At 64.6% G+C, this 6,659-nt stretch carries 9 protein-coding genes; 5 read left to right on the forward strand and 4 right to left on the reverse strand.

Features of this window, described 5'->3' with window-relative positions; all coding sequences use genetic code 11:
• Window positions 1-201 precede the first annotated feature (201 nt).
• Window positions 202-1,194, forward strand: coding sequence for a tyrosine-type recombinase/integrase (locus AB0C30_RS59610; protein WP_357962573.1), 993 nt, complete (start codon window positions 202-204; stop codon window positions 1,192-1,194).
• Window positions 1,195-1,521: 327 nt separating this feature from the next.
• Here the strand turns inward: AB0C30_RS59610 and AB0C30_RS59615 are convergent, their stop codons facing one another.
• Complete coding sequence (locus tag AB0C30_RS59615) at window positions 1,522-1,923, reverse strand: GntR family transcriptional regulator (protein ID WP_357962576.1); 402 nt, start codon at window positions 1,921-1,923, stop codon at window positions 1,522-1,524.
• Between the two features lie 124 nt (window positions 1,924-2,047).
• On the opposite strand from AB0C30_RS59615, the gene AB0C30_RS59620 reads away from it, so the two are divergent.
• A complete protein-coding gene (locus tag AB0C30_RS59620; RefSeq protein ID WP_357962578.1) occupies window positions 2,048-2,989 on the forward strand; it encodes a site-specific integrase in 942 nt (313 codons plus the stop codon).
• Between the two features lie 62 nt (window positions 2,990-3,051).
• On the opposite strand, the gene AB0C30_RS59625 is transcribed toward AB0C30_RS59620, so the two are convergent.
• The 3 genes from AB0C30_RS59625 to AB0C30_RS59635 all read right to left on the reverse strand — a co-directional run bounded on the left by AB0C30_RS59625 (window position 3,052) and on the right by AB0C30_RS59635 (window position 4,533).
• Window positions 3,052-3,594, reverse strand: a complete 543-nt coding sequence (locus AB0C30_RS59625; protein ID WP_357962581.1) for a hypothetical protein — start codon at window positions 3,592-3,594, stop codon at window positions 3,052-3,054.
• The gene (locus AB0C30_RS59630) at window positions 3,578-4,045 is read right to left on the reverse strand and encodes a type II toxin-antitoxin system antitoxin SocA domain-containing protein (protein WP_357962584.1); all 468 of its coding nucleotides are present in this window, start codon (window positions 4,043-4,045) and stop codon (window positions 3,578-3,580) included. Before AB0C30_RS59630 ends, AB0C30_RS59625 begins: the two co-directional genes overlap by 17 nt.
• A gap of 221 nt (window positions 4,046-4,266) precedes the next feature.
• Entirely contained in the window at window positions 4,267-4,533 is a 267-nt protein-coding gene (locus AB0C30_RS59635; protein ID WP_357962587.1) for a winged helix-turn-helix domain-containing protein, read from the reverse strand.
• Between the two features lie 182 nt (window positions 4,534-4,715).
• On the opposite strand from AB0C30_RS59635, the gene AB0C30_RS59640 reads away from it, so the two are divergent.
• From AB0C30_RS59640 to AB0C30_RS59650, 3 genes are all read left to right on the forward strand, one after another.
• On the forward strand, window positions 4,716-4,994 hold the full coding sequence (locus AB0C30_RS59640; RefSeq protein ID WP_357962590.1) for a hypothetical protein: 279 nt from the start codon (window positions 4,716-4,718) through the stop codon (window positions 4,992-4,994).
• A gap of 70 nt (window positions 4,995-5,064) precedes the next feature.
• A complete protein-coding gene (locus AB0C30_RS59645) occupies window positions 5,065-5,652 on the forward strand; it encodes a hypothetical protein (RefSeq protein WP_357962593.1) in 588 nt (195 codons plus the stop codon).
• Window positions 5,653-5,942: 290 nt separating this feature from the next.
• Window positions 5,943-6,542: a hypothetical protein gene (locus AB0C30_RS59650; RefSeq protein ID WP_357962596.1), complete on the forward strand. Its 600-nt coding sequence runs from the start codon at window positions 5,943-5,945 to the stop codon at window positions 6,540-6,542.
• Window positions 6,543-6,659: the final 117 nt, after the last annotated feature.

Genomic DNA, 6,659 nt, shown 5'->3' on the forward strand with positions numbered 1-6,659 from the left:
TAAGTGCAGGTTAAGCCGGTGATCAGAACTGTATGAGAGGGTTGACGGCAGCTTTATCACCCCTGGTCGGGGGCCAACTACCCGGGTGGAATCTGCTCAGAAAATCTACTGGGCGACTTGCACACAGGTGATGAAGCACATAATCGGTTCTCCGCAGCGTAAGCGATATGCGCTCCATCCCTCACCCGAGGAGGCGAAGCCGTGTCCGAAAACAACGTCGTCCCCATCACCGCAGGCATCGGCCGCAGAACCGCCAACGCCCGCCAGCGCAAGCGCGCTGTCCCAACAGGCACTCCCCTGGCCGGCCTCATCGACTCGTGGGAGCTCGCCCTCGAAGCAGCAGGCAAAGCGCCGGCCACGCTCGAGGTGTACCTGCGGACTGCCCGCAGGTTTGTCACCTACCTCCAGGAGGAGGGGCAGCCGGACGACGCCGAGGGCGTGCAGGCCGAGCAGGTGCGCATGTTCCTCATCCATGAGCGGACCGGCAGAGGGCTCCCAACCGCGGTGGCAGCACACGCCTATCTCGGCGTCTGGTGGAACTGGATCATCTCCGAAGGAGAGCGCACCAGCTTCTCCCCCGTGCTCAAGGCCGACAAGCCGCAGCTGAAGACCAAGGCGCACGACTATCTCACCATGGAGGAGATCAGCGCCCTCCTGGACGTGTGCAAGGGCAGCGACTTCGCGTCGAGGCGGGACACGGCGATCATCCGCGTTTTCATCGACAACGGGATGCGTGTCGGCGGTCTGTGCGGTCTGCGCCTTGAAGATGTGGATCTGCGCGGACGACGCCTCAAGATCGTTCTCAAAGGAGGTGACGAGCATTGGGCGCCGATCGGCGACAAGACCGCCACCGCCATCGACCGATATCTGCGAGTGCGGGCCCGGCACGCCCGTGCGGACTCGGAGTGGCTGTGGCTCGGCATCAAGAGCATCCAGGAGCCGCGGCTGTTAAAGGGCGGGGTGCAAGGCATGTTGAAGCGGCGCGGCAAGCAGGCGGACGTGAAGAACGTACACCCGCACCGCTTCCGGAGCACCTCGGCGCACCAGCAGCTGGCCGTCGGTGCGAATTCCGATGATGTGCGACGGGTGCTCGGCTGGCGGTCCGAAGCGATGCTGCGGCACTATACCGAGGAACTCGGCGACGAGCGGGCGCGGGAAGCGCACGCTCGGGTCTCGCCGTCTGACCGCATCTAGGCTGCACGATGCGTGATTGCGGATCTCCGTGCCGTTCAGCCTGGCGCTAGGTTTCGGTAATACCGAAACCGCGAAACTATTTTCGGCTAGGCCAGTGACAGCAAGCTATCCGTTAGCTACGATCCGAGATCGACGCTCCAGAGCGAGGGAAGCGTGGGGACACGGTCGCCGCACCGGCCCGGCAGTTCCCTCCCGAGGCTCTGCAATCGAGCCGGTGCGGCCCCGCAAGGGGGCGGGGACCTCGACACCCAAACTGCCGAGGTCCCCTGTCCCTGCGGAGCAGATGCCCCTACCCCCTTATTCGGATCAAGCTCACGCGCGGTTCAATCACCCAACGATCAACTTCGTCCGGTCGCCCGCCAGCACTTCAGGCTCGCCACCCGGCCGCACCAACACGAAGACAGGCACCCCCTCAGGCAGCCCCAGAAGGCGACGTTCCCTCAGCGTCGGCATGCGCGTGCTGACCTGAGTGTCCTTGGAGATGGCCACCTCCGCCATGTCCAATACCGGACGCACCTTCGACCCCTGCTTCGTCGTGATGATCAGCCCCTCAGCCCGCAGCGTGGCCATCGCCTGGCGTACAGAGTCGCGGCCGACGCCGAACTCGTCTATGTACTCCGGCTCAGTGCGCAGCCGCTGTCCGGGCCGGAGCTCACCGCGTTCGATCTGCTTCCGGATCAGGTCTACCAGTTGGCGGTAGACGGGCACACCTGAGTCCGGATCGATCATGAAAGCGAGCGTAGGAGGATCATGGCTACGTACCCATCATGGGTACGTGGCCATGACGCCTGACCCACGATAATCTCTGGTTATGACCCCCCAGAGCGAGCTAGTCGGGTTATCCCATGACTTGATGACCCCCGCCGAACGCGTCGACCTGCTGGATCGGACAATCGGCCCCTACGTGGCCGAAGGCAAGCCGAAGAACACCAAACGTGCCTACGACAGCGACAAGAAGACATGGGAGCGCTTCTGCGCCCTATCAGGAATCCCTGACACCGCAGTAACAGAAGGAACGTTCGGAACGTTCGTCGCCTGGATGATCAGAGAAGGCAAAGCACCAGCAACCATACGACGGCGACTCATCGGCGTACGAGTCGCCATGAAGAACGCGGGAACGCCCATACATACCTCCGTCATCGAGATGGCCCTCGAGGCACTCCGCCGCGAGGAGCGTGCCCTCGCGGAGGCCGGCGAGACTCGAGGCCGCGGCAAAGCGCCCGCGTTCACCGTGCCCGAGCTACGCGCGATGTCCGAGGCGTGCCCCGAGTCACTGGCCGGCGCTCGAGACCGGGCGCTCATCCTGATCGGGTTCGCTATCGGCGGGCGCCGCTCCGAGATCGCCCACCTGAACGTTCCCGACTTGGTCGACGTCCCCGAAGGGCTGCTCGCCACCGTCCGATTCGGCAAGACCGGCCGCAGAGAGGTCGCCATCCCCTACGGACAGCATCTCGCCACGTGCCCAGTTCGCGCCTGGCGCGGCTGGCTCCAGGCTTCAGACCTCGAGGATGGGCCAGCGCTGCGCCAGGTGGACCGGCACGGAAACCTCCGTGGGGCCCTGTCGCCTCCAGGGATTGGCGACATCGTCTCCCGAGCTGCGGCACGCGCCGGGCTCGGCAAGCGGACCGCCCATGGATTGCGGTCGGGAATGGCCACCGAGGCGCGCCGGGCCGGCCACGACGCGATCACGATCGCGCCGCAGGGCGGGTGGAAGCCGCACAGCCGGGAGATGCTCGGCTACATGCAGATCATCGACCGATGGACGGATAACCCGCTTCGGGGCATCGGGCTGTAGGTAGCGAGGGCCGACTGAAACGACAGCGGCCCCGCCCCCCAGAGGAGGGAGCGGGACCGTGGTCAGTCCTTATCCTTGCCGGGGCAAATCCTGTGGGCGGGGTCCCACCAGATCGGGTAGAACACCCGCGGGCTCTCGTCCGAGATGACGCCCCACAGTCGTTCAGGTCCACTCAACCGGAAACGAAACACCTGGTCGAACTCGTCCAGTTCCAGGTGGCGTAAGCGATCCTGAGCTGCGGTTGCCAGGTGCTCCACGGGGATGAACTTGTGCTTGGAGCCGCGGCGCCGGTGGCCGCCGGTTAACTGGCCTCGGATCTCCTTCCAGCTCAGCCGCTCCATCTGTGACAGGAAGTCGATGATCCGAATCAGCGTGTCTCTGCCGATGCCCTTCCATGCCCATGCGCCGTCGTATTCCTGGTCGAGCAGGGAGAGCCGCCACAGTGGATGCTGGAGGTCATCGTCGAGGCCTGTGGCGGCGACGCCGAGCAGGCGCTTGGGGATGCTCTTGCCTGTTCCCGGCGCAACGGCTCCAAGGACGACAGGTACACCCTTGGATTCGTAGGCGGATGCCGGGACAGGTTTCTGCTTATCCCTCTTCGCCATCGGCGCGGGCCGCGAGCATGGCATCGAAGAACTCGAAGATCTCCGCGTCGAGCAACGGCTCGTCGCTACGCTGCATCGGGGCTACGCCGGCGCGCACTCGAGCGCATACCCACGGCTTTTCCTGATGCGTCATCTGGGACAGCTGGTTGGCGCCGAAAGAACCATACGACGACAGGACGAGATCAATCGACTCGCGCTCGCCCTCGTCTAGAGCTCCTGGATCGCCCTTGATGTCGCCGGGGTTGAGTTGGAATCGGCCGCGGTGCTTGACGTACAGCTCCTTGGAGACGGGCCCGTTTGCCCAGGCCTCGAAACGCTCGGGGAAGAGACGCCGCTCCTCCCACGCCAGGTGGTAGCCGTAGGCGTAGTAGCAGAGCTTCTGAAGCTTCATGGCCGTCATCGAGCCGAGCTTGTCGAGGATGTACGCGGCTACGTCTTGGACGTGCGCCATGCCGACTCCCCTCACGAGCTCACCGTATCTCTTACCCTGTTCAGCGCTCGGGATTGCATGCCGATTCCCATATCAGTGTGGACGTGGACGAATCACAACGGAAGAGCCAATTAGAATCTGTGTTCGATTCGTTGCGGGAGATGTGCTCAGGCAACCTTGCCACCACACGCCAGCCCCTCGCAGCACCTCTGCCTTTTCGTCGACTGGCCCTGCTGCCGCCTCTACTGGTCACCGTCTTCGCCTGGTGCGGTCCTGAGCTTCTCGGCCGCACCCTCAAGCACGTAACTGCCCGTGCCTGGCTCTGTCTCCACCAGCCCCGCCTCGCGCAAAGCCCTGTGGACTTTCTGGGCGACGGTGTTGGACATCGACCACTGCTGCATGAGTTCGTGCACGGTCGGCACCCGGTCGCCGACCGCCAGCTCGCCCGCGCGGATCTGCTCGACGATGGCGGCGTACGCCTGCCGCCACTTTGATCGGCTCGGGTGCATGCGATCAAGATTGCGTGCCGTACCTGGGCAAACATAGGTACACCCTGACGCTCTGTACTACGCCTAGGGATGGTTTAAGACACCTTGACGTGGCAGACTCTTCTGCAGCCTTAGATACAGCGGGCCCGCCAGGCGCTCGAACGCCGGGACGGGCCCTTGATCGGACGGTGGAGGTCCGATTTATGTGTAAGCCTACGAGGCCCACCGAGCCGCAGTCGACCATGTCCCACGCCCCCGCGCCCAAGCTGCTCCGCTACCGGACTTGGTACGACGCCGGCGAGGGCTGCTATGTCGCCGAGTATGAGCTGGATCTGCCCGACGAGGCACTGGAGGCGGGCTGCCTCGCACGGGTTGAGGCCGCCACCGTCGACGGGCTGACACACGCGGCCGTCCGCAACCGGCAGCACATCACCACATGGGTGACCGGGCAGCTGGCAGCCGAGGCTTCGGATCGGCCATGAAGCTGAAGAGGGTCCCCCTCCCTTGGATCACGCGGCCCAAGGGGTTGCCGCTCCGGACGGGCGATCCGACGTGACAGCGGCCCCAGTGTTGCCGGTGCCGTACGTCGCCGCCTACGTTGGCGAGACCGTCTCCCTCGACCTCGCCGTCATCCACGACGTGTGGGCGGTGAGCGGGCGCCGGCTGTCCTACACCGACCCGGTGGCGAGCGACTGGGACCTGGGTGTGCTGTGGGCTCGACAGAAGACGCACCGCCAGGGGAAGCCCCAGTACGACGAGCTGCACACGCTGCGGCAGCGGGAGTGCATGCTGCACCGGCTCTGTCAGGTGTGTGCGGGGCCCGCGCTGGACCCCGACACCGGGCTTCTCGCGTGGGTTTTCCACAAGGAGGTGCACGCCGCGGCCGGCCGCCTGAGCAAACCGCCGACGTGCTGGCGGTGTATCCCTGAGGCTCGGGCCGCGTGCCCGCATCTCCAGCAGGAGGCCCACGTCTACACCTCGCCCGACTACGAACTATGGGGCGTGAAGGGACTCGTCGTCTCCTCTGGCGGCTCGACCCGCCAGGACGTCCCGATGGCTGATCTGGTCACGCTGGAATACACGCTCGCCAGGGCTCTCGTCGTGCACGTGTCGGATCTGCGCCGAGAGCCAGCCCCATAGACAGCCCGGCCTTCGCCGCCTGGAGGGACGAGCGAGGGCCGGGCCTCCAACCCTCCACAAGACGCTGGCGAAACCGGCCGTCAGCCCGCCCACACAATGTCGACGATCCGCACGACAGCCGAGAGGCGGTCACTTCAGCCACTCTGGCCAGAGATCACTTCGGAGGCGCACACGCTAGCCATACCTGCGTGGCCCTTACATCATCCTTTGCTGATCTTTACGAGAAGGAGCCGATCGTTCAGCGTGGAGGTCGCCGAGACATGGCTTGACGACGGCGAGGGAGACAGGCCATGGGCAGAGACGACTCAAAAGAGGCTGTCTTGCGTCGCACCGACGGTATCTGGCGCCCCATCTACCTGGCGCTCAAAGACGGCATCCGCACCGCCAACGACCTGCACGACCACGTGGGCTGGGACTACCGCGACGACACGCACCTTTACAAGCACATGATCCGCCGTACCGCCGTGCCGATCATCAAGTCCCTCAAGCTGGAACTCGCGCCTGAACCCGAGAGAGACGAGGAGAGCCTGTCGATGAGCGGGCTCATTCTGTCTCTCGAAGAAGACGTCGTCAGGATGTGGCATATCTCCACCGTCGACGTCCATGCACCTACGAGTCCGACGCGCCGTGCGTTCACGAGACAGCCGCCTTGCCTGCAGCAGAGCCTCCTCGACATCCGCGACGCCCATGGCGTTCACGACGTCCTCACCCAGTTCCGGCGCAGACCGGATCTCAACAAACTGATCCTTTACTGGACTGTCGTGGATCACTGCATCAACCGCTTCGACCTGATCCGCCCCACCGGGGTCTGGAAGACACGCGTCGACATTGACTGGCGCGACGACCTACTTGAGCGGTACCAGCTCCAGCAAGGAGCAGACGGCGCATAGGCAGAGCCCCCAGCGATCACGCTGGGGGCTCTGCATGGTCTGTCAGTCAACGAGCTCACCAACAGTTTCCGATGACCAGTACTCTCTGAGACTGGTGATCTTCCGGTCCTCGATGGT

Source organism: Nonomuraea sp. NPDC048901, assembly GCF_040649695.1.
In the GTDB taxonomy this organism is placed as follows: Bacteria; Actinomycetota; Actinomycetes; order Streptosporangiales; family Streptosporangiaceae; genus Nonomuraea.

Excerpts from the sequence above, each read along its gene's own strand:
- AB0C30_RS59640 (WP_357962590.1), top strand. The coding sequence starts at position 4,716 with ATGTGTAAGCCTACGAGGCCCACCGAGCCGCAGTCGACCATGTCCCAC.
- AB0C30_RS59620 (WP_357962578.1), top strand. The coding sequence starts at position 2,048 with ATGACCCCCGCCGAACGCGTCGACCTGCTGGATCGGACAATCGGCCCC.
- AB0C30_RS59615 (WP_357962576.1), bottom strand. The coding sequence starts at position 1,923 with ATGATCGATCCGGACTCAGGTGTGCCCGTCTACCGCCAACTGGTAGAC.
- AB0C30_RS59630 (WP_357962584.1), bottom strand. The coding sequence starts at position 4,045 with ATGGCGCACGTCCAAGACGTAGCCGCGTACATCCTCGACAAGCTCGGC.
- AB0C30_RS59650 (WP_357962596.1), top strand. The coding sequence starts at position 5,943 with ATGGGCAGAGACGACTCAAAAGAGGCTGTCTTGCGTCGCACCGACGGT.
- AB0C30_RS59625 (WP_357962581.1), bottom strand. The coding sequence starts at position 3,594 with ATGGCGAAGAGGGATAAGCAGAAACCTGTCCCGGCATCCGCCTACGAA.
- AB0C30_RS59635 (WP_357962587.1), bottom strand. The coding sequence starts at position 4,533 with ATGCACCCGAGCCGATCAAAGTGGCGGCAGGCGTACGCCGCCATCGTC.